22 protein-coding genes, 1 riboswitch and 1 other annotated feature are annotated in these 20,948 nt (G+C 47.8%); of the genes, 1 reads left to right on the top strand and 21 read right to left on the bottom strand.

Going from position 1 to position 20,948, the window contains the following annotated elements; all coding sequences use genetic code 11:
* Positions 1-10 precede the first annotated feature (10 nt).
* The 11 genes from proB to M1D59_RS07240 all read right to left on the bottom strand — a co-directional run bounded on the left by proB (position 11) and on the right by M1D59_RS07240 (position 8,519).
* Complete coding sequence (gene proB / locus M1D59_RS07290) at positions 11-1,108, bottom strand: glutamate 5-kinase (RefSeq protein ID WP_025812022.1); 1,098 nt, start codon at positions 1,106-1,108, stop codon at positions 11-13.
* Between the two features lie 59 nt (positions 1,109-1,167).
* Positions 1,168-1,386 (bottom strand) — a binding site (T-box leader).
* A gap of 55 nt (positions 1,387-1,441) precedes the next feature.
* On the bottom strand, positions 1,442-2,344 hold the full coding sequence (purU, locus tag M1D59_RS07285; RefSeq protein WP_026579827.1) for a formyltetrahydrofolate deformylase: 903 nt from the start codon (positions 2,342-2,344) through the stop codon (positions 1,442-1,444).
* Positions 2,345-2,457: 113 nt separating this feature from the next.
* On the bottom strand, positions 2,458-2,772 hold the full coding sequence (locus tag M1D59_RS07280) for a DMT family transporter (RefSeq protein WP_020451096.1): 315 nt from the start codon (positions 2,770-2,772) through the stop codon (positions 2,458-2,460).
* Positions 2,772-3,101 (bottom strand): DMT family transporter, encoded by a 330-nt coding sequence (locus tag M1D59_RS07275; protein WP_073425569.1) that lies wholly within the window; start codon positions 3,099-3,101, stop codon positions 2,772-2,774. The genes M1D59_RS07280 and M1D59_RS07275 overlap by 1 nt, the downstream gene beginning before the upstream one ends.
* A gap of 59 nt (positions 3,102-3,160) precedes the next feature.
* A riboswitch (guanidine-I (ykkC/yxkD leader) is annotated at positions 3,161-3,263 on the bottom strand.
* A 46-nt stretch (positions 3,264-3,309) separates the two neighbouring features.
* Positions 3,310-3,831 (bottom strand): DinB family protein, encoded by a 522-nt coding sequence (locus tag M1D59_RS07270; RefSeq protein ID WP_020451094.1) that lies wholly within the window; start codon positions 3,829-3,831, stop codon positions 3,310-3,312.
* Between the two features lie 4 nt (positions 3,832-3,835).
* Positions 3,836-4,336, bottom strand: coding sequence for a small multi-drug export protein (locus tag M1D59_RS07265; protein ID WP_026579828.1), 501 nt, complete (start codon positions 4,334-4,336; stop codon positions 3,836-3,838).
* Between the two features lie 92 nt (positions 4,337-4,428).
* Positions 4,429-5,178 (bottom strand): DUF1129 domain-containing protein, encoded by a 750-nt coding sequence (locus M1D59_RS07260; RefSeq protein WP_128822307.1) that lies wholly within the window; start codon positions 5,176-5,178, stop codon positions 4,429-4,431.
* Between the two features lie 4 nt (positions 5,179-5,182).
* Complete coding sequence (locus M1D59_RS07255; protein ID WP_020451091.1) at positions 5,183-5,515, bottom strand: PadR family transcriptional regulator; 333 nt, start codon at positions 5,513-5,515, stop codon at positions 5,183-5,185.
* 115 nt (positions 5,516-5,630) lie between these two features.
* Positions 5,631-6,938 (bottom strand): pectate lyase family protein, encoded by a 1,308-nt coding sequence (locus M1D59_RS07250; protein WP_128822305.1) that lies wholly within the window; start codon positions 6,936-6,938, stop codon positions 5,631-5,633.
* 209 nt (positions 6,939-7,147) lie between these two features.
* The gene (locus tag M1D59_RS07245; RefSeq protein ID WP_003180966.1) at positions 7,148-7,882 is read right to left on the bottom strand and encodes a DUF421 domain-containing protein; all 735 of its coding nucleotides are present in this window, start codon (positions 7,880-7,882) and stop codon (positions 7,148-7,150) included.
* 118 nt (positions 7,883-8,000) lie between these two features.
* Complete coding sequence (locus M1D59_RS07240; RefSeq protein WP_023856769.1) at positions 8,001-8,519, bottom strand: acyl-CoA thioesterase; 519 nt, start codon at positions 8,517-8,519, stop codon at positions 8,001-8,003.
* Positions 8,520-8,709: 190 nt separating this feature from the next.
* On the opposite strand from M1D59_RS07240, the gene M1D59_RS07235 reads away from it, so the two are divergent.
* Complete coding sequence (locus M1D59_RS07235) at positions 8,710-9,576, top strand: dimethylarginine dimethylaminohydrolase family protein (RefSeq protein WP_095290168.1); 867 nt, start codon at positions 8,710-8,712, stop codon at positions 9,574-9,576.
* A gap of 26 nt (positions 9,577-9,602) precedes the next feature.
* Here the strand turns inward: M1D59_RS07235 and M1D59_RS07230 are convergent, their stop codons facing one another.
* The 10 genes from M1D59_RS07230 to M1D59_RS07185 form a co-directional block, all read right to left on the bottom strand.
* A complete protein-coding gene (locus M1D59_RS07230; RefSeq protein WP_025812033.1) occupies positions 9,603-11,318 on the bottom strand; it encodes a patatin-like phospholipase family protein in 1,716 nt (571 codons plus the stop codon).
* A gap of 64 nt (positions 11,319-11,382) precedes the next feature.
* Entirely contained in the window at positions 11,383-12,396 is a 1,014-nt protein-coding gene (locus M1D59_RS07225; protein WP_458117913.1) for an ABC transporter ATP-binding protein, read from the bottom strand.
* 19 nt (positions 12,397-12,415) lie between these two features.
* Positions 12,416-13,303 carry a C40 family peptidase gene (locus M1D59_RS07220; RefSeq protein ID WP_458117912.1) on the bottom strand — a complete coding sequence of 296 codons (888 nt, stop codon included), beginning with the start codon at positions 13,301-13,303 and terminating at the stop codon, positions 12,416-12,418.
* A gap of 14 nt (positions 13,304-13,317) precedes the next feature.
* Positions 13,318-14,397 (bottom strand): mandelate racemase/muconate lactonizing enzyme family protein, encoded by a 1,080-nt coding sequence (locus M1D59_RS07215; protein WP_216920407.1) that lies wholly within the window; start codon positions 14,395-14,397, stop codon positions 13,318-13,320.
* 18 nt (positions 14,398-14,415) lie between these two features.
* A complete protein-coding gene (locus M1D59_RS07210; RefSeq protein WP_229105316.1) occupies positions 14,416-15,348 on the bottom strand; it encodes a S66 peptidase family protein in 933 nt (310 codons plus the stop codon).
* 73 nt (positions 15,349-15,421) lie between these two features.
* Positions 15,422-17,047 (bottom strand): peptide ABC transporter substrate-binding protein, encoded by a 1,626-nt coding sequence (locus tag M1D59_RS07205; RefSeq protein WP_458117911.1) that lies wholly within the window; start codon positions 17,045-17,047, stop codon positions 15,422-15,424.
* A 31-nt stretch (positions 17,048-17,078) separates the two neighbouring features.
* Positions 17,079-18,077, bottom strand: a complete 999-nt coding sequence (locus M1D59_RS07200) for an ABC transporter ATP-binding protein (RefSeq protein ID WP_095290320.1) — start codon at positions 18,075-18,077, stop codon at positions 17,079-17,081.
* Positions 18,078-18,084: 7 nt separating this feature from the next.
* Positions 18,085-19,044 carry an ABC transporter permease gene (locus tag M1D59_RS07195; RefSeq protein WP_003180946.1) on the bottom strand — a complete coding sequence of 320 codons (960 nt, stop codon included), beginning with the start codon at positions 19,042-19,044 and terminating at the stop codon, positions 18,085-18,087.
* A 4-nt stretch (positions 19,045-19,048) separates the two neighbouring features.
* Positions 19,049-19,975 carry an ABC transporter permease gene (locus M1D59_RS07190; protein WP_003180945.1) on the bottom strand — a complete coding sequence of 309 codons (927 nt, stop codon included), beginning with the start codon at positions 19,973-19,975 and terminating at the stop codon, positions 19,049-19,051.
* A 15-nt stretch (positions 19,976-19,990) separates the two neighbouring features.
* On the bottom strand, positions 19,991-20,815 hold the full coding sequence (locus M1D59_RS07185; RefSeq protein WP_023856762.1) for a M55 family metallopeptidase: 825 nt from the start codon (positions 20,813-20,815) through the stop codon (positions 19,991-19,993).
* Between the last annotated feature and the right edge of the window lie 133 nt (positions 20,816-20,948).

Genomic DNA, 20,948 nt, shown 5'->3' with positions numbered 1-20,948 from the left:
TTTCATCCCCTTATTCTTTAATACTTACCCAATCATTTCGATGGATGACTTCTATCCCTTCTTCATGATGGAACTCATCGCTTCGTTTCCCTTTCACCTCTTCAAGCTCTGCTGCGGAGTACAGCGTTTGGCCTTTTCCGGCCAAGCCGTTCGGTCCGTAAACTTCGACAACCGCCCCTTTCGGAAAATCCCCGGATATTGCTGTTACGCCGGCCGGCAGCAAGCTGCCGCCATTTTCGATAATCGCCAGCTCAGCCCCCTCATCAACGGTAATCTTCCCTGAGACAGGAGAGTGAAAAGCGATCCACTGTCTATGATTGTTGACGGAAGACAGGTCGGATTGGCCGATATAGGTGCCGTCCCCGTTTCCTTTTAAAATCTGAATCAGCTTATCATCTCCCTCTCCGGCGCCTATGAAAACATTGACGCCGAGTGAAAGAGCGGTTTTTGCCGCCAAAAGCTTCGACTTCATTCCGCCCGTCCCGACTTTTGAACCGGCGGATGCAGCGCAGCCCAAAAGTTCGTCCGTAATTTCGGGAATGTAATCAAAACGGCGGGCATCAGGATGTTCATTCGGATTCGAATCATAGAGGCCGTTAATATCCGTTAAAATGATGAGTTTGTCGGCATGAATCAGTCCGCTCACCAGGGCGGATAGCATGTCATTGTCCCCAAACGTCAATTCTTCAACAGATACCGAATCATTTTCATTAATAATCGGGACAAGCCCCCGTTCAATCAGTTCCATAATGGTCGCATATGCATTTCGATACCGTTCCCGTTTGGCAAAATCGTTTCTTGTCAATAAAATTTGCGCAGGCTTGATATCGCGGTCTGCAAAATGCTTGATGTATGTCTGCATTAACAAGCTCTGGCCGACGGCCGCTGCAGCCTGTTTCCCCTTTAGCGTGACAGGCCTCGCGGGATAGCCGAGCTGTAAAAATCCCGCAGCGACAGCGCCGGACGAAATAAAGATGACGTCGTGGCCTTCTTTTTTCAGAGCAGCTATCGCCCGAACATGGTCATTGATCTTCGCCTCATCGATGCTGCCTTTCGAATTGGTTAATGAACTGCTTCCGATTTTAATGACAATCCGTTGTTTTTTCACGTTTTTTCCCTCCGAGATGATCTGGCAGAAGCCAACAAAAAAAGCCCTTTTCGTCCAAATAAAAGGACGAAAAGAGCTTTCCGCGGTACCACCTTCATTGAATGCGCGAGAAAAAAGCGCACTCCTCTTTCCCCTTTAACGCCAGGGTATGCGCCCAGGTTTTCCCCCTGAGACTCCGAGGCAGGTTCAGCAGGTTTCATGTGGTGAAATGTTTCAGCATGCCATTTCACTCTCTTTCACAGAAAGAACTGCTTACTGGCCCTCTTCAACGCTCGTGATTTTTTATTATTATGCCTAGGAAAAACGCCTCTGTCAAGAGGGAGATCAAACAATTTAATTAAAGACGATCGTCTTGTTTCCATGCACGATAATCCGGTCTTCCAAGTGCCATTTGACCGCTCTTGCCAAAACGCTTCTCTCAATCGTGCGGCCGATGTTTTTCAATGCTTCCACATTGTCTCTGTGGTCGACCCGTTCGATATCCTGTTCGATGATCGGTCCTTCATCCAATTCGTTTGTCACATAATGCGATGTTGCTCCAATCAGTTTAACGCCTCTTTCATATGCCCGTTTATACGGATTCGCTCCGATAAAAGCCGGCAGGAATGAGTGGTGAATATTAATGATTTTGTTTGGATGAGCCGAGACAAAATCAGGCGTTAAAATCTGCATGTAGCGGGCGAGAACGATGACATCCGCACGGTACTCTTCAAGCCATTTCAGCTGCTGTTTTTCCACTTCTTCACGGATGTCTTTGTTCGCTTTCATGTAAAGGAACGGAATATTCAGCGATTCAACGGTTTCTCTTGCATCTTCATGATTGCTGATAACCGCTGCAATTTCCGCCATCAAATTGCCGCTCTGCCACTCCCACAGCAGTTCATGCAAGCAGTGAAGATCTTTTGAAACGAAGATAGCGACGCGTTTCAGCTCGCTCGCCAAATTCATGCTCCACGTCATTTGGAAGGACTCCGCCACAGTGGCGAATGTCGCTTTCATCTGTTCGATCTTTTTGCGGATGCCTTCGGCTTCAAACTCAATCCGCAGAAAGAACCGGCCTCCTTCAGGGTCTGTCGTATACTGGCTCGATTCAATAATATTCGCGCCATTTTCAAATAAAAAGGAAGAAACGGCGGCGACGATTCCAGGCTGATCCGGACAGCTGACCAGAAGGCGGGCCTTATCGTTATTGATTTCCTGATATTGCGATAACTGCTGTTTCATATATGCATTCATTTTCGTAAAACCCTCTTTGCTTGTAATTCGTAAACTATCTTTTCATTATACTGGAGTTTATTGAAAAATCAATTTACGGACGCCCATTTGCCATAAAGTGCACGGGCCGGACGCTAGCTTATCAGTTTCAGTCCGACGGCTGATCCCAAAATGAGCGCGATGAAAAAGATGCGTTTTCCGTCTTTCGGCTCTCCGTAAAACAGGATGCCGACAAGCGCACCTCCAACCGTGCCGATCCCTGTCCAAACTGCATACGCCGTTCCCATCGGCAGCGTCTCCATCGCAAGGGATAGCAAGAAAAACGAAGCGGCAAAACCGATGATCAACAATAAGATCCATCTCAGCCGCTTGTCTTTATGAAACTGGTTCATCATCGTCACGCCGAGCATTTCCAGTATACCGGCAGCGATGAGGCAGATCCATTCCATTATGACGCCTCCCCTTTCTCTTCATTTGTTACAAGCTTCAAGCCGATCACGCCGCATAGCAAAACACCGATCAGAGCAAGCTTGGCGATATTTGCCGGCTCATGAAACAAGACGATTTCGCAGACGACCGTTCCCGCTGTGCCGAGACCGGTAAATACGGCATACACGGTTCCGACCGGCAGCTTCTCTCCCGCCTTCACCAGTATATAAAAGCTCATCACGACGGCCGCCGCCGTGCCGATCCATTCAAGAGCCGAATCAGCGTGTTTCAGCCCCATGACCCAGCCAATTTCAAACAAGGCTGCAAGTATGACACTGCCCCATCTCATCAAAATCCCTCCAATTCATTTTCAGCAAAAGAAAAAACCCGGGTTATCGATGAAAACGATACTCCCGGGCTTTTATCCCTCCGTGTGCATATGAACAAATCATATGTGTTTTCTCTCGGACCAGACCACATCCGAATGTGCGGAACCCTAGAAAACTTTAACGCTATGAAGTTTGCTAATTAGCATCATACCAAATCATTCGAAAAAATCAACTGTTTTGCTTGCGGTACTCCCCTAAGCAGGCCTGGATATGCGCTTGGTGATAGCGGTTATGATCAGACATATGCCAGATTCCCCAGCGGATGGTCGAAAACCCTCCCTCATACGGAACCTTCTTCAACAAGTCTGTTTCCGAGAAGCCTTTAACGGTGCGTTTCAACATCTCCAGCACCTCGTCATACCACTCGATTAACACGGATAAGGGTAAGCCTTTTACCTCCGGCAAACGTCCGTTTTCATCTGTCATCGGCCCGTATTTCTCTTCCAGCTCTCTGGGAAATTCGCTTCCCTTCAGCCTGTATACCCAGCGAATATCGACATTGATTAAATGATAGATCAGCTGGGCGATGCTGTTTTTGTCGCCATGCTCCCCCTTATATTCCAGCTCCTCCCGGCTGATGCCGGAGACGATTGATTTCAGCCGTTCGATGTTTTCATTGACCGCCGAAAAAAGCACCCCGACTGTCGGCGCCATCTCTTCAACTGGAGATAAATCCTTTAAAAACGGCATAACTTCACTCCTCTTGTTTAAAGATATTTTTCAGCAGCCCTTCATTTTCAGGAGCGAGGAAACTGAAACCGTAGTAGGCAGCGACAGCCGACACCGCTGTCCATACCGTGAGACTCCCCGTCATCCAGAGCGCCGTTTGCCTTCGCTTGGCCCCGAAGCCCATGCACATAAACGCGGTTAAGTGGGAGCCGATAAAGAAAGGTCCGACGAAAGAAAGGCCAGGGATGCCGTAGGTCAGCCATATTTTTTTCGCTCTGCTTTTCCTTTTTGAGAGCTTATCGGTCTCCGTTCCCCGCTCCCCGCGTTTTCTTTCAAGCCACGCCTTCACTTTGTCAATTAAAAAAATAAGCAGCAGTACGGTTAACAGATTTCCGAATAGTGCGATAATAGCGGACGGAACCGGTTTAAGCCCGGCAACGATCGCTAGCGGCACGACACCGATCACTTCAAACCACGGAATCGCAGCCAAAATAAAGACGAGTACATAGCCCCACATCATATCCATATATCGGCCACCTTTCATGCTCTGATCATAAACATTGTGATCGCCAAAAGGCAAGAGTCTTTACCTTAAAAAATATCATGCTCTTCCGTATTTCATTCATATTGAGCCGTATTTTTGGCACGCTTTGTCTCAATGAACATGACGAGCAGCAGCCCGATGTAGGGAATATAAGTCTCTGCCATCATAGCTCCAGCTGAATCCCACTTCATATACTGAAACAAAAAATGCGTTCCGGCTAAAAGCAGCGGCAATATGGACAAGGCTGCAGCTTTCAACCTGAAAGACAAAAGTACGATCACGAGAAACGACAGAGCCATAATCAGCCAGCGGCTTCCCCCGTCAAACGAAAGAACAGGTGTCCCGAATTGCCGATCAATAAAAATAATCGCGAAAATCGGAAAAAACGTCAAAGCGGTGTACATCACCGTATACATGAAGGCCGTTTTCTTCCCTTTAAACGCTGAAACGCGGCCCAACAGCGGTAACATAGCCGCTGCCAGCAAAATATAAAGCGGATAGCCTGCCAGTACATAGACCGAATAATTGAGGCTGTCGTTCACGGCGTCACTGAATATAAAATAGGATATCGCGCCGATCAAAATGGCAAAGAACAACTTGGCGATCTCCCCAGGCCTTGATGAAAGCTCTTTTGACAGTGCTTGAACATATGACTTGGGAGAATCCCCAAAAATTTGCCGGACGGTTTTTCCTTCCTTTTCCCCTTCCAAGGCATGAACAGTCAGCTCATTCATGATCCCTTCGATTTCTTTGTCGCTTTTTCCTACAGACATTAAATACAATCTCATGTCGTCCAATACGTTTTGCATGTCTTTTGATAGCACGATTTCACTTCTCCTTCAGTTTTTTTTCGAGCAGCGCATTGACGTTCCCGGATAATGCCTTCCAACGCCCGATGAACGATCGAAGCTCCGCTTCGCCAAGGGGCGTCAGTCTGTAATATTTTCTCTTCGGGCCGCTCGCCGACCGTTTTAGTTCGGTCTCCACCCATTTTTCCTTTTGCATGCGCAGGAGAATCGGATAGATGCTTCCTTCGCTGATATCCGAAAAACCGTATCCCGCAAGCACCTTTGTCATTTCATAGCCGTATATCTCCCCTTCGGATATGACAGCAAGCAGACATCCTTCTAAAATCCCTTTCAGCATTTGCGTTGAACTCATAAGCCACCTCTTTTATGTATCTTGCAATACAAGATAGATGAATCATAACATATGGTATTTTGTATTGCAAGATACCCGAACAAAAAAAGCGGACACCATGTCCGCTTTGCGTATATTACTTCAGTTTTCCTGCGCCTGCCTGCGCTTCAACGATTGTCGGCACATCTTCTGCGTCGTCGATTTTTTCAAACAGCGTCGGCTTCCAGCCGGCCGATTTTTTGACAGACGCATGGTTTGCTTTGTTGTATGTGCTGACAACATCGATTTTTGCGACGCTTTTTTGGTTGTTTACGACCGTATCTTTTTCATATAAAGCGTCACCTTTAAAGACCTTCATCAATTTTTGAGGCTTCGTTCCTTCCGGCAGGTCGAAGTAGTTGTCCTCAGCATAAATTTTTGAAGAATAGCCTACACCCCATGAATAATTGTAGCTGTCTTTCGTGCTTTTAAAATAGTTGTTGTAAATGTGCACTTTTCCGTAGCGGACGCGCGGTGCCCGCTCTTTTATATTTTCGTAGAGATTGTGGTGGAATGTCACCCTTAAATGACCGTTGTCTGCTTTGTAGCTGTCGCTTGATCCGATAATCGTGTTTTTAGAATGTCCTGAAAATATGCTGTAGGATACCGTAATAAAATCCGACTGCTTTTTGATATCCAGCAGTCCGTCGTGATGCTGGAATTCACGCCCGAAATACGTTTCGTTCAGCTCATCAGGCTGATCTCCGTCATTGAATGAGCAGTGGTCGATCCAAATATTTTTGGACATTTCAATCAGCAGGTTGTCATATTCTGAATTCCAGTTTCCGCTGCTCCCATCCGTCGGATCCCAGCCAGGGAAGAAATCGTACGCGTTTTCGAATTCGATATTGCGGATAATGATGTTTTCCGCGTTTTTGACATAAAGGCCTCCGCCGACGATTTTCGCATCATCTCCGAGCCCGATTATCGTCGTGTTTGAACCGACTCTGATCAAGACACGCTCCCTCTGATTGTCTTTGGAGCGAAGCCTTGCCTCTTCAAGCTTTCCTGACGGCTCCTTTTTCCCCCATTTCTTCGGATCATAAGCTTTGAGATACGCTTCGATCGAATATTCAGGGTCTTTATAATCTTCATAGCCTAAAGGATTGTTGTCATCATCAACACTAAGATTGATTGTTCCCTTCACATAGATGATCTTCGGCGTATCATTTTCGCTGTTCTTTTTATTGTCTCCCCCTAATGCCTCAACAAGCTGCTTGCGGTTTTTGACCGTATATACCTGATCAGAAGAAGCGTCAGCGCCTCCGGTCGTTCCTTCTCCATAAGCGCCCCAGCCGTCTTTTGAGCCGAGGACGTCGCGTCCGTAGTCTGCCGCTTCGATTGGCACAGAAGTGCCGAGCAGCAGCAGGGCACCCAAAATCATTACACTAAAAAACCTTTTCATCAATTGCACCTACCATCAAAATTTTTTCACAAAAACTAATATATGCTATAAAAATACAGAAAACAACATATTTTCCTCCTATTTTTTGTGACACCATTTTCAACTTTCGTGACAAATGCCCTGTTTCATTTTACGGATGAAGAAAAGAACAGACTCTTAATATTTTTCTGAAATAGTACAAAATAAAAAAATCGCCTATTCGGCGAAAATTAATGGTCTTGCCCCGGTTTATAAAGATATGGATCATCAGTTAACGGGCTGCCGGGATCTTCCCTATCAATCATAATTTCATTTTTTTCGTTCAGGGTGCCGAGCGTAATGGTTGGCAGCATCGCTTGCTCAATCCCTTTATCCTCTAATTTTTGAAACAGCCATTCTTTCGTTTTTTTCAAGTATTTTAAATTGTGTTCGATGATTTCGCCGTCTAAAATAAGCGGAATCGGCACGAAATTCCGCTTCGTCTCCAAGCTGAGGTCCCGCGGCTGTACAGGCCTCGCTTCCGATTTGGGAATCACGCTGATCTGGCCCGATTCTTCAATCAGGGCGATGTCGATATCTTTCGGATCGGCATAGCCTTTTTCGCGCAATTTGCCGAGCAGTTCATTGACGGTCAGCCGCTCTCTTTTTAATCCCCCTTCATCAATATTGCCGTTTCGGATCAGCACGGTCGGGCTGACGACAAGAAACCAGCGCCATTTATTGTGTAATGACAGCTTTTCAATCAACAAATAGAAGATCAGAAAGGTAAGTGCATAATAAATGGACATTGAAATTTTAGAAGTAAGAATCGGTTCGCTGATGATCGTTCCAATCGCAAATGTCAGCAAAAGGTCGAAGTTCGTCATTTGCGAAACGGCTTTCTTCCCTGCGATTCGGAAAAGAATATAAGCTATAGAGAACACTAAAGCAGGCTTGGCTAAAAAAGTCCATACAAATTCAAGCATTTCACCCAAAACTTCTTTCCGTTTTTTGTCATTTATTTTGAACAAATATTGGGTTGTGTATTCATTGCACAGCAAAACCCCGGCAAACTGATGCTGAGCCGGGGTTTTGTTCGTATGTTTACCAAGGTTTGTCAACAGCCAGCGCCTGGGCCAGCGCTTTGCTGTGTTTGCGATGGTTTTTCCGTTCTTCGGCGCGCTGCCGGGCGGTCTGGTGCAGCATGATTTCTTCTTCAGACTGCGGTACAACTTGGGGAACGGCCTGAGGATTGCCGTCCTGATCAAGCGCCACGAAGGTTAAAAAGGATGTCGCCGCAAGCTTTCGTTCGCCTGTCAGCAAATGCTCTTTAATGACTTTGACGAATACCTCCATTGACGTTCTGCCGACCCATGTCACATAAGATTCAAGGCAGACTGAATCCTCCTGGCGGATCGGTTCGAGAAAATCGACGGAATCCATGGAAGCTGTCACGGTTTCACACCTCGAGTGTCTCGCTGCCGAAATCGAAGCGATATCGTCGATATAGCTCATCAGCTTGCCGCCGAACAAGGTGTTGTGATTGTTCGTATCAAGCGGAAATACCCTGCTTGTTTTGACAACTTTTGATTCTTTGCAGTATCTCTTTTCAGGTCCATTCATCATCCATTACTCCTTTGATGTCTACTAAGATGCGTTTGTAAAGTGGATTTTTTCTATATTAAACACTATTAGAATTCATTTGTCTAAACTTTTTTATCCGGCTGACTGTCAGATTTTCTGGCTAAAAGGTTTATTTCTCGCTGCGGGAAGGGAATAATGAAATGACTAAAGAGAGGACGGGGGAATCAAAATGGACTCAGCATTATCGAAAAAAAACCGCGGGGCGGGCTGTACAAGCGAATACGACGTCTTAAAAAAAGTGGTGTTATGCAGACCGGAATATATGGAGATTGCAGAAGTGATCAATGAAACACAAAAGTATTTTCAAAAAGATAATATCGATAAAACGCTGGCCGTCCGCCAGCATCATACATTGATAAAAGAATTGGAGAGCCGGGGTATTGAAGTCGTGATTCTGCCTGCTTTAAGCCAATTTCCGGAACAGGTTTTCACGCGCGATATCGGGTTTACGATCGGAGACACTGTGTTTTCCGCACAGCTATCAGCCGACATCCGCCAGGGCGAAGAAAACGTCCTGCAGGAATGGCTGGCAAAAGAACAGATCTCCTGGGCCGCATTTAATGAAGGCTATCAAATCGAAGGCGGCGACATCCTCGTCGACCAAAATACCATATATGCCGGCATCAGCCACAGAACGACGTTCTCGGCCGTCCAAGAGCTGAAGCGCAGGCTTCCCTCTTATGAAGTCATACCGGTTCCGTTTGAAGAAACGTTCCTTCATCTGGATTGCGTCTTCAACATTCTTTCGCCGACAGAAGCGCTTGTCTATCCAAAAGCCTTAGGAGAAAGAGAATACGGCGTCTTGAAAAAACGCTATGAGATGATCGAAATTACGGATGATGAACAGTTCCAACTCGGTACAAACGTTCTGTCCATCGGCAATAAAACCGTGATCAGCCTGCCTGTTAACCGCCACGTGAATCAGGAGCTCAGAAAAAGGGGCTATACGGTCATCGAAATCGACTTATCCGAGATCATAAAATCCGGCGGGTCTTTCAGATGCTGTACATTGCCGATTGAGCGTAGCTGTACGTAAAAGAGCCTCAGAATGAAGGCTCTTTTTTACGCTTTTCTTTTTAACTTTTGCATACTGCCAAAGTATAAGAAGAGCTTATCAAACACTAGAAGGTACATATTCACAAAGATAAATCCCGTTAAAGCGATCAATACCGCAGGAACAATTTTAAACAAAATTTTGATTGCAGGGTTTCTGAGTCGACCGGTATATATTGCTTTTAAAAGAAGTACATACAAAATTGGCAAAATGAAAAGCACTGTTGGCAAGGATATATTAGAAGGAATCTCGATGTTAGGCATAAGCATAATTCCTATAAATACCGCAACTAAAATGCCGATATTCCCCAGACCTCTGTTTATTCTAAAAGGTTTAAACAACGTTTTGCTTGAAGCTGTTAAAAGCCTTTTATAATATGGATGAATCTCTTCTGCCGTAAGCCAGCTATCTATTTCGAAAAAGCGGTAATTCTTTGGTTTTATAGGAGACTTCGCGGCAAGATCCTTTATTTGGGATCGCTTAAACTCGTACTCGCTCATTTTGTACCCGTCAAGCATTAATGAGTAGGCTTCGACTTCAGAAAAAGAGTCAAGATCTGTCCGGACTTTTGAAAGCAGGTTTTGAACTTCTTCGTTGACACCGTATGTGTGGTAAGGCCCTTTAAACGAGCAGCCTTGTCTTTCTTGATTTTTGATCGGGATCGAGTCAATTGACAGCCGCTTTTTCAAGTGCAACAATGCTGTCGTGCGATGGTATTTTTTCATATGGCCTGAAATCTGTTTTTCCCTCACCAGATCGGCGAGAATGCTGGCGCTTCGCCCCACAACTCCAGGGATATGCGTGGACGGTTCTTTTTCGCTTTCCATTTGCTTAGACGCGTCACTAATAATAAAATGAGTGCACTTAGGTCTCTCACTCAACAGAGTACTAATCCCTTGGTTATCATGAACACCCCCATCAGCAAGCTGCACCCGAATGCCTTCCTCATAAAGATCACTGATGGCAAGGGGGACAAAGACTCCAGGGACGCTTGCTGAAGCAGCAACAGCATGGCCCAGCCTGAAACAACTATGCTTGCATGGTCCGCGTTTCCGTTTATTTTGTTCTTCACACCGTGAATGACAGTTACTTTTACATAAGTCTTGATAGGATTTGACACGTTCCAATTTGAAATTTCCATCAACAAACAAAAGACTTTTATCCCTATCGATTTCCCCCATTCCCGAATTGGTAAATACCCAATTATGGCCGTTATTTAAAACAGTGGCATTCATCAATAGCTTGGGAATTTTCGCATTTTTTATAGTCGTGTTTATTGTTAAATCGTGCATGTAGATACATCGCTTGCATTCGCAAAACGCACCCACTGGTTTGAACATGAATTTTTCAAAAAGTTCGCCTGCATAGTCGCTGCGCGAGTAGTTTGGCAAACACATTTTCAAGTTTTTCAAAGGGTTAGTAAAGGTGCGAAGTCTGATGTTGCACTGGACTGCTCTGAGAAAATCGTTTTGTATCTCGACCATCATATTTTGATAATCTTCATCTTTTACTTCAGCTCCTTTTTTACTTTCATACAGCTTTTTTAAACGCAGGTAGTACAGTGTACCGATGATTGACCCTCCTGAAACTGCTGAAATCAAGTCAACGTGACGAAGCAGGCCTATATCAGCCATCCTTGACAAAACTCCAATATGAAAAAATCCGGCGCGAAATCCGCCGCCGGAGAGAGCCAAACCCAGTTTATACGTCTTATCTTCCAGCATCTTCATGTCTCCTTTTTGATTGTTATTATTCTTATAGAGAGCACGAATTATGCTGGGATTTGCTTCACCTCGCCTGCAGCGTCACCTTCAGGCCGTCGTCCTCTTTTCTCGCTTCGCCGTCATACAGATGGCAGGCGACAAAATGACCGTCATCGGCTTCTTTTAAGAGCGGTTTTTTGGCGGTGCAAATGTCCGTCGCGGCGGGACATCTCGTTCTGAAAACGCAGCCGCTCGGCGGATCGATCGGACTTGGCAGCTCGCCTTTCAGTATGATTCGTTTCCGCTTATCTTCCACATCCGGATCGGGAATCGGGATAGCCGATAAAAGCGCCTGGGTGTAAGGATGCAGCGGTTCTTGATAAAGCCGGCCGCTGTCGGTGATCTCGACCATGTGCCCGAGATACATGACGCCGATCCGGTCGCTGATGTGCTTCACCATGGAAAGATCGTGGGCGATAAATAAAAACGTGAGCCCTTTTTCCTTTTGCAGCTTTTTCAAAAGGTTGACGACTTGCGCCTGGACGGAGACATCAAGTGCGGATATCGGCTCATCAGCAACGATAAATTCAGGCTCAAGCGCAAGCGCCCTGGCGATGCCGATTCTTTGCCTCTGTCCGCCGCTGAACTCATGGGGATAGCGATTGGCAAAGCTTTTGTGCAGGCCGACTGCTTCCAGAAGCTCGTCCGCTTTTTCAAGACGCGCCTTTTTCCCTCCGTACAGGCCGTGGATTTCCATGGGCTCTGTCATAATCTCCCTGACCGTTAGCCTCGGATTTAGTGAAGCATAGGGGTCTTGAAAAATCATTTGAATTTTGCGGTTGTACTGGAATGATTCATCATCGCTCAAATTGTGGATGTTTTTCCCCCGATATGTAACCTCGCCCTCTGTCGGCTGATAAAGGCGCATCAGCACCCTTCCGGAAGTCGACTTGCCGCAGCCCGATTCTCCGACGAGTCCGAACGTCTCTCCTTCTTTAATATCAAATGAAATGCCGTCGACCGCTTTGACCGTTTTGCCCCTTCCGGCGTCAAAGTGCATTTTGAGACGGCTGACTTTCAATAAAGCGCCGGTTTGCATGCCAATCCCCCCGTTTTAATTAAAAATAGCGCCTGATGGCACACAGCTCTTTTTCATAAATTGTGCCTTTAAGAGGTATGACCTCAATCGATTTTCCCGTTTTTGGAGAGTGCAGCATCTCTCCGTTTCCGCAGTAAATGCCGACATGGTGAACCCGCCCTTTGCCTTCTTCATATGCGAAAAACAGTAGATCGCCCCGCTTCGGGCTGCTGAAGGACACATCTTTTCCGCTGTTCGCCTGATCGCCGGCATCGCGCGGCGCTGAGCAGCCGTTCGCCTTCAGCATATTGAAGACAAATCCTGAGCAATCGTAGCCAAAACCGCTCATTCCTCCCCAAAGATAGGGCAGGTTCAAAAACGCCTCACCGGTTTGAACGATGTCGTCTCCACTGCCTTTTACAGGTGTTTCGATATCCGCATCTTCTTTTTTCAGCCATCTGCGTCCGAGCGGTGTATCAACCTCAAACCAAATGCCGTCTGAAGACAAAACGGGCAGCTTAGTGAGAAAGCTCAGCTCAAGAACTTTCATTTTCTTGTCATCATATAGAAAAGCCGTCGGTTTTTGAATGACGGCGCTTGTCTCAGACTTCGCCGGGCTTTTTTCGGCCAGGCATTCCTTTGGTATCCAGCCCGGGTAGCCGCGTTCGTCTTTTGCAGACGGCTGCCCGGGAATGATGACGAAAGCCCAGCCTTCCCGCTCTTTTATAAGCTGCACATCTTCTCCGAAAAGCACCTGTGTTTGAACAAGGTTTGCCGTACACAGCTCAAGACGCTCATCGAAGGACATTGCGTCAATCCAGCTTCTTACATGTACGGGATTTGCCAGCATCAACCGGTCAATGCGGCGCGGTGCTTCCGGACTGGTCCAGACGTTGGCGACCGAGACGGTTGTCGTATAAAGGCTCATTCGTCTTCCCCCTCTCAATGGTTGACTTTCGTGATACCGAGTCCGGGAGCATCCGGTATCGTGATCGTTCCTCCATGATAGCGGATGCCGCCTTCAACAATATCCTTCTTCAGCATGAGCGGCGCATCAAAATCGAATTTTGTCACATTTTTCTGGCTTGCTGCGAAGTGGACGGCTGCTGTGATGCCGACCCTTGTTTCGATCATGCTTCCGGCCATGCATTCCACTCCGCACGCTTCTGCCATGGCGTTGATTTTCAACGCCTGGCGGATGCCGCCCGCTTTCATCAGTTTAATATTGATGAGATCGGCGCTTCTCGTTTTCAGCACGTGAAAAGCATCCCTTGGGGTAAACACGCTTTCGTCCGCCATAATCGGCGTATCGACAGCATCTGTCACCTGTTTCAAGCCTTCGAGATCGCACCGGTGGACCGGCTGTTCGACAAGCTCGATCGAAAGCCCCTCATCCTCCATTTTCCGAATGGCTTTAACAGCCTGTTTCGCCGTCCAGCCTTGATTGGCGTCCACACGGATCCGGACAGCGGCCCCCGCTTGTTTGCGGATTTCCCTGATCCGTTCGAGGTCTGTTGCCATATCGTTTTTTCCTACTTTAATTTTGAGCGTACGAAACCCATCTTTTACATAACAGGCCGCGTCTTTCCCCATTTCTTCCGGGTCATTGACGCTGACAGTAAAATCCGTCTCGATCTCCCGCCTGTATCCGCCCAGCAATTGATACAGGGGAAGACCGCAAAGCTGCGCCAAGCAATCGTAGACGGCTGTTTCTACAGCGGCCTTTGCGCTTGTATTTCCAACAATCAGCTTGTCGATGTCATGAAATATCGCCTCCGCCATTCGCAAGTTGCGCCCGGAGAGCGCCGGTGCGAATATCGTGTTGACTGCCCCCTCAATACTGTCAAGCGTCTCACCGGTAATGACGGCAGTCGGAGGCGCTTCGCCCCAGCCTGTCATCCCGTTCTCAGCCGTTAATTTGACAATGACGGCTTCCGCTGTGCGGACGGTTCGAAGCGCTGTTTTAAACGGTTTTTTCAGCGGCACGGCGATACGGTTTGTCGTCATTTCGGCAATCTTCATAGCAGCCTCCTTTTTCCATCAAGAAATTCCCGGATCGATCGTAAGCTGTTTTTTGTCGGCGTCAAGGACGGCTTGCGCCCCCACCGGAACGGCGATATTCGGTGAACAATGGCCGATGTTAAAGCCTGACAGCGCCGGTTTTCCTGCAGCGGCGATATAATCTTGGAAAACTTCTTTTAATGTAAGTGACTCACCGCGTTTTTTCGGGGAGCAGTTATGAAAATCGCACAGCAGGATGCCGACGGCGTCCGATAATTTCCCGGCCATTTTCAATTGATTCAGCATCCGGTCAATTCGGTAAGGCTCTTCATCGACATCCTCGATAAATAAAAGCTTTCCTTTCGTATCAATTTCATAAGGCGTACCGAGCGTCGTCACCAGAAGAGCGAGGTTTCCGCCGACGAGCTCCCCTTTCGCCGCACCGTTTCCGAGCGTTTCCAAAGGCGACAGCTCCTCTGTATAGGTGAGCGTCATTTTTTGAAACAGCTGCCGGAAGGAGCGCCGGGTGAGCGGATGCACGTCTTCTTTGCCGATGTCCGAACTGAGCATCGGACCGTGAAATGTAATAAGTCCGGTGTTTTGCCTGATCGCTGTATGTAAAAAAGTGATGTCTGAATAGCCCCAAAAAATTTTCGGGCGGCTTTTGATGAGTCGGTAGTCAATGTTCTCGGCAATCCTCGCCGTGCCGTAACCTCCGCAGGCACAGATGACAGCTTTGACCGAACGGTCTTCAAACATGTCGTGCAGATCCTCCAAGCGCTCTTCATCGTTCCCCGCCAAATAGCCGTGTCTTTCAATGGCTGAACGTCCCACTTTGACTTCAAGCCCGAGTTCTTTTAAAAATCGGACGGCGCGGTCAAGCTTTTCGGGGACGGGCGGACTGGCCGGCGCAATCACACCGACTGTATCTCCCTGCATTAATCTTTGAGGCGCAATATTCAACTGAGACATCCCCCTTTATGAAAAGTCCGCCCGCCTCTGTGCGGTGGCGTGCACAAAGAAAGTGGCAGACGGACAAGTTTGATCATGACGTTTTTTCGGCCCATTTCAGTTCAATGTAGCCGACCGGATGACGGACGATGCCTTTCACATTCTCCTTTTCCAAATGGACTTGATTATAGAAGTGGATCGGTATGATCGGCATCCCTTCAAACAGCAGTTCTTCAGCCTGATGCAGCAGCTCTGTGCGTTTTTCTTCATCAGCTTCATTTTTCGCCGCCTTGATCAGTTCGTCATACTCTGAATTGCTCCAGCCGGTTCTGTTCATTGCGTTACCCGTTTGAAAGCTTTCCAGGAAGTTGATCGGATCCGCATAATCAGCCAGAAAAGAGCTTTGGGAAAATTGAAATTTGAGCGCCTTCTGTTCTTCAAGGAATGTATTCCATTCCATATTGGCGAGCTTCACATCGACGCCGAGCGTACTTTTCAGCTTCTGCTGAATCGCTTCCGCCATTTTTTTATGCTCCGGTTTTGTGCTGTATGTCAGCGTAACGGCGGGCAGCTTTTCGTAGTTTTCTTCCTTCATGCCTTTTTCGAGCAGCTGTTTCGCTTCATCGGCGTCATATTTGAGCAAATCGCCGCCTTCCTCGCGAAAATCCTTGCCGTTCGGCCCTTTGATTCCCAAAGACACAAACCCGCGGGCCGGTTTTTCACCGTTTTTTGTGACATAATCGACAATTTCCTGCTGATCGACGGCCATCGCAAACGCTTTTCTGATCTTTTCATTCTGGAACGGTTCTTTATTGACATTGAATCTGTAATAGTAAAGACCTGCCTGATCGAACACCTTCACTTCGTCAGAACCTATCAGCTTCTCGCTCATTTCAGCCGGGACATAAGCCGTATCGAGCTCATTCGACTCGAACATTTGGTAGTCGGTATTTCTGTCATCGACCATCGACCATGTTACTTTATCAAGCTTTACAGTATCCCGGTCCCAATACGTATCGCTCTTTACCATCGTAAAGCTTTCATCATGCTTCCATTCTGTCAGTTTAAACGGACCGTTGCCGACAAATGTAGCAGCTTCTTCATGCCATTTTGGATTTTGTTCGGCGATTTTCTGAGGAACCGGGAAAAAAGCCGGATTGGCTACAATGCTTAAAAACGACTGCTGCGGACTTTCGAGTGTCACCTTAAGCGTTTTTTCATCCTCCGCTTTGACTTTGACATCATCCTTCGCACCTTTTCCGCTGTTAAAGGCCTCGCCGCCTTCGATAAAGTAGCCTAAAAACGCGGCGGAAGAGCCCGTTTTCGGATCGAGCAGACGCTTCCACGCATATTCAAAATCCCCAGCGGTTACAGGGTCTCCGTTCGACCATTTGGCATCATCACGGATTGTAAAAGTATATGTCTTCCCATCGTCGGAAATGTTCCACTTTTCGGCGGACGCCGCTTCCGGTTCATGGTCTGCGCCAAGCCTAGTCAAACCTTCCATCAGATTGTTCAGCGCCTGCCATGAGACATTATTAAAGCCGATCGGCGGATCGAAAGATGTCGGTTCATTTTCATTGTTCAGCCTCAGGACTTGTTCTCCAGCCGTTTCTTTCGCTTTCTTCTTCGTTTCCTGCCCAGCCTGTTCATTTGCCGTACATCCGAACAGCAGAATGACCGCAACTGCGGCAGCCAATACGCTCGCTAGCCTTTTCATCAAATCCCCCCATTGAAAATCGATTTCATGATTATGTTGTCAGCAGAGCCCGTTTTGCTCTTTCATCCTGAAGCCAGCAGCACACACGATGCCCCGCCGAGACTTCTGCAACGGCAGGATGGACCTTGCCGCACACTTCCATTGCATAGGAACAGCGCGCCGTAAACGGACACCCTTCAGGCGGAGAAAACAAATCTGGCGGCGTCCCGTCAATCGGAACGAGGTCTCCACCTTCAAGGTCAAGCCTCGGAACGGAATGCAGCAAGCCTTTTGTATACGGATGCTGCGGTTGGTAAAAAATATCCCTCCTCGCTCCCGTTTCCGCTATTTTCCCGGCGTACATCACGGCGATTCTGTCCGCCGTCTGTGCGACTACGCCTAAATCATGGGTGATTAAAATGATGGATACACCGGTTTTCCGCTGAATGTCTTTAAACAGCTCAAGAATTTGCGCCTGAATGGTAACATCAAGCGCGGTCGTCGGTTCATCCGCAATCAGAATCTCCGGTTCACAGATGAGCGCCATGGCGATCACGATCCGTTGCCTCATCCCGCCGCTGAATTGATGCGGATACTGCCTCAAACGCTCTTTCGGATTCGGAATCCCGACGAGCTCAAGCATCGAAATGACCGCTTTTCGAGCGTCTGTTTTAGACACGGGCCGATGTTCCAAAAGCGCTTCTGTCAACTGGTCTCCGACGGTCAAGGTCGGATTCAGGGCTGTCATCGGATCCTGGAAGATCATTGAGATTTCGGCCCCTCTGATCTTTCTCATCTCTTTTTCGGACAGATGGCGCAAGTCTTTTCCCTTAAAGCGGACCGCACCGTCTGTGATCGTTGCCGAAAACTTCGGCAAAAGCTGCATGATGCTTTGCGATGTCACGCTTTTTCCGCATCCCGACTCACCGACAATCGCAAACGTCTCCCCCTCATATAACTCAAAGCTCACGCCGCGGACGGCTTTGACCGTGCCGCCGTATGTCGTAAATGAAACATGCAGATTCTCGACTTCCAATACTTTTTTCCGCAAAAACACATTACCTCCTCAGCTTCGGATCTAACGCATCCTGCAGTCCGTCTCCAACGACATTAAAAGCGAACATTGTTAATGAAATAAAGAAAGCAGGAAAAAACAGCCGCCACCAGTGTCCCGATAAGATCACCGGAAGGCCGTCATTCGCCATGACACCCCAGCTTGCAAACGGGGCTTGAATGCCCAAACCGAGGAAACTGAGAAACGCTTCGGCAAAAATGGCCGACGGCACCGTCAAGGTCATCTGGACGATGATCGCTCCCATCATGTTCGGAAGGAGATTCCGCCTGATGATCCTTACCGTTTTCGCTCCGAAGGTTTTGGATGCGAGAACATGCTCATCATGCTTCACCTTCAAAACCTGACCCCTGACGATCCGCGCCATGCCGACCCAGCCGGTGACAGTCAGCGCAACGATGATCGTCCCGAGTCCAGGCCCCATCATGACCATGAGAAGAATGACGACCAATAAATAAGGCAGTCCATGCAGCACTTCGATGACCCGCATCATGACATGGTCTGTTTTGCCGCCCTTATAGCCGGAGATACCGCCATAGATGACGCCGATTGCAAAATCGATCAAAGCCGCCATCACGCCGACAAACAGTGAAATCCTCGCTCCATACCACGTTCTTGTAAACACATCGCGGCCGAGCTCATCGGTTCCGAACCAATGCTCCATCGACGGAGGCAGGTTTTGCTCGGAAAGCGTCTGCTGGGTGACGCTGTGCGGAGAAAGAACCGGTCCGAGAACAGCCATGATGAACAGGAAGATTAACACGCCCAATCCCGCCATCGCCAGCTTGTTTTTCCTTAAAATCCGCCAGGCGTTCTGCCAGTATGACAGGCTCGGCCTTGCAACGGATTCACGCTCATCCTGCTTTTGTTTCAGCGGGGCAAACCATTCAACAGGGATATCACTGCCTGAAGACGCTTCGTTTTCTGTGCGGACTGGAAGGCTCATATGCTCACCCTTTCTTATGCAGTTTAATACGCGGATCCAGGATTCCGTAGGCCATGTCGACAAGAAACAACATGATGATGAGGATAATGCTGTAAAAAACGGTGGTACCCATAATCACGGGGTAATCGCGGGAGTTGATGCTTTCAACAAAATATTTTCCCATGCCCGGAATCGCAAAGATTTTTTCGATGACGAAGCTTCCCGTTAAAATCGCAGCAGTAAGCGTCCCGAGAATCGTTACGACTGGCATAAGGGCGTTTTTCAGGGCGTGCTTCATGACAATTTTAAAAGGGGAAAGCCCTTTAGCCCGGGCCGTTCGGATATAATCCTGTGTCAGCACTTCAATCATGCTGGAACGGGTCAGCCTGGCGATAATCGCCAGCGGCCCCATTGCCAAAGCCGCAGTCGGAAGCACCATATGAAGCGGGCTCGTCCATGTCGATGGAGGGAATATATTCCAATTGACGGCGAATTGCTGTATCAGCAAGGTCGCCATAATAAAGTTGGGAACCGAAATGCCGAGAACGGCAATGGTCATTGCTATATAGTCGATGACGCCGTTTTGCCGCAGCGCGGCAAAGATTCCGAGTACGATCCCGGAAATGACCGCCATAATCAGCGCCGTCATCCCCAGCTCAAATGAAACAGGGAACCCTCTTGACAGCAAATCGTTCACGCTTTGTGAAGGCTGCTTGATCGATGGCCCGAAATCAAAGGTAACGATCGACTTGACATAATACAAATATTGAACAAAGAGAGGCTCATCAAGCTGATAGTAAGCCTCAAGGTTGCGCTGAACCGCTTCATTCGTGTTTCTTTCTTCATTGAAGGGAGAGCCCGGAATCACTTTCATCATCACAAAGGTCAATGTCGTGATCACCAAAATGGTCGCCAGCATCGACAGAAGCCGCTTCATGATGTAACCCCCCATTTTCATCCCACCTTCCTAGGAGAATGTTGTTCTCATCGCAAGCTCGGTCATGACAAGCATCGCTTGATAGGCTTCAAGAATGTCTTTCGCTTGATAGCGGACAGTCGTCGTTTGCGGTTCGATTTCAGCACCCGGCATTAGACTCGCCCACTCGGCTTGCCCGTAATTGGCAAACTCAATCCGCAGCACCGGCCTGTCCGGAGGCGTGAGCGGCTTGACTTGATCGCGGTTTTGAATCGCATATGCCGTCCGCTCTCTTAATAGCTGCCCCGCTTTCTCCGGCGTCAGGCATTTGACCGCCGAACGGGATATCGTTTCCTTGACGGCCGCTGTCGTTACGTTCGGAATCAGTTCCTCCGCCTCAGCTGCCGCCTCGCTGTCACCGGCAACCATGATAACCGGGACGCCGTAATAACCGGCAACATAAGCGTTGAACCCCAGCTCGCCCACCGCCTGATCGTTTATGTAAAAATGTCTGACGCCGAAAATCATGCTGTGAGACATCACGCCTCTCATCGATGCTCTCGCATGGTAGCCGACGAACACGGCACCATCGCATGTATCGTCAAGTCCCTGGACCATCGAAAACGGTTTGACATCTCCCGAAATGAGCAGCGCTTCAGGATGGAGCCGCTCAATTAACAGATTGTTCATTTTAGAGTGGCTGTCATTGACAAGCACCTCTCTGCATCCGCTTTTGAACGCTTCGTCAATCACATGATTGGCCTCGTCCGTCATGATCTTCCGGCCTCTCTCATAGTTCAGCTTGCTTGAATCGACGAACGTATCATCCGGAAGTCCGGAAATCCCCTCCATATCAACAGACATATACAGCTTCACAAAAAACCACCCCTTATGAAAAACGTCTCAAATTTTTTATTATTTTGGGAATATTCTAACAAATTATATTAGAATTTTAATAGAAATGCAATAACCATTGGTAATTTTAGAAATTTAATATAAAATTGGAATT

Source organism: Bacillus sp. PK6-026 (assembly GCF_054161455.1).
The sequence above is the reverse complement of the archived record's forward strand: the minus strand, read 5'-3'. Positions and strand labels throughout refer to the sequence as shown.